At 27.6% G+C, this 228-nt stretch carries 1 pseudogene; it reads left to right on the plus strand.

Features of this window, described 5'->3' with window-relative positions:
* Nucleotides 1-157: 157 nt before the first annotated feature.
* Nucleotides 158-228: pseudogene (locus IDG64_RS15000) on the plus strand (IS6 family transposase); the annotation flags it as partial.

Raw genomic sequence — 228 nt, forward strand, 5'->3', positions numbered from 1 at the left:
TTTATTATTTTTATCTTTTTCTCTGCAACTTCCTCTTTTTATTGCGTTATGATCCCAATTTATTTTTTAAATTCATTACCAGCTTGCTCTATAGTTTGATTGGTTCTGTTGCAAAGTTGAATTTATAATATAATTTTAACAAAAAGGAGTCTTCTGTATGAACTATTTCAGATATAAACAATTTAACAAGGATGTTATCACTGTAGCCGTTGGCTACTATCTAAGATA

The organism is Staphylococcus sp. EG-SA-15, from assembly GCF_017151895.1.
Taxonomy (GTDB): domain Bacteria; phylum Bacillota; class Bacilli; order Staphylococcales; family Staphylococcaceae; genus Staphylococcus; species Staphylococcus aureus.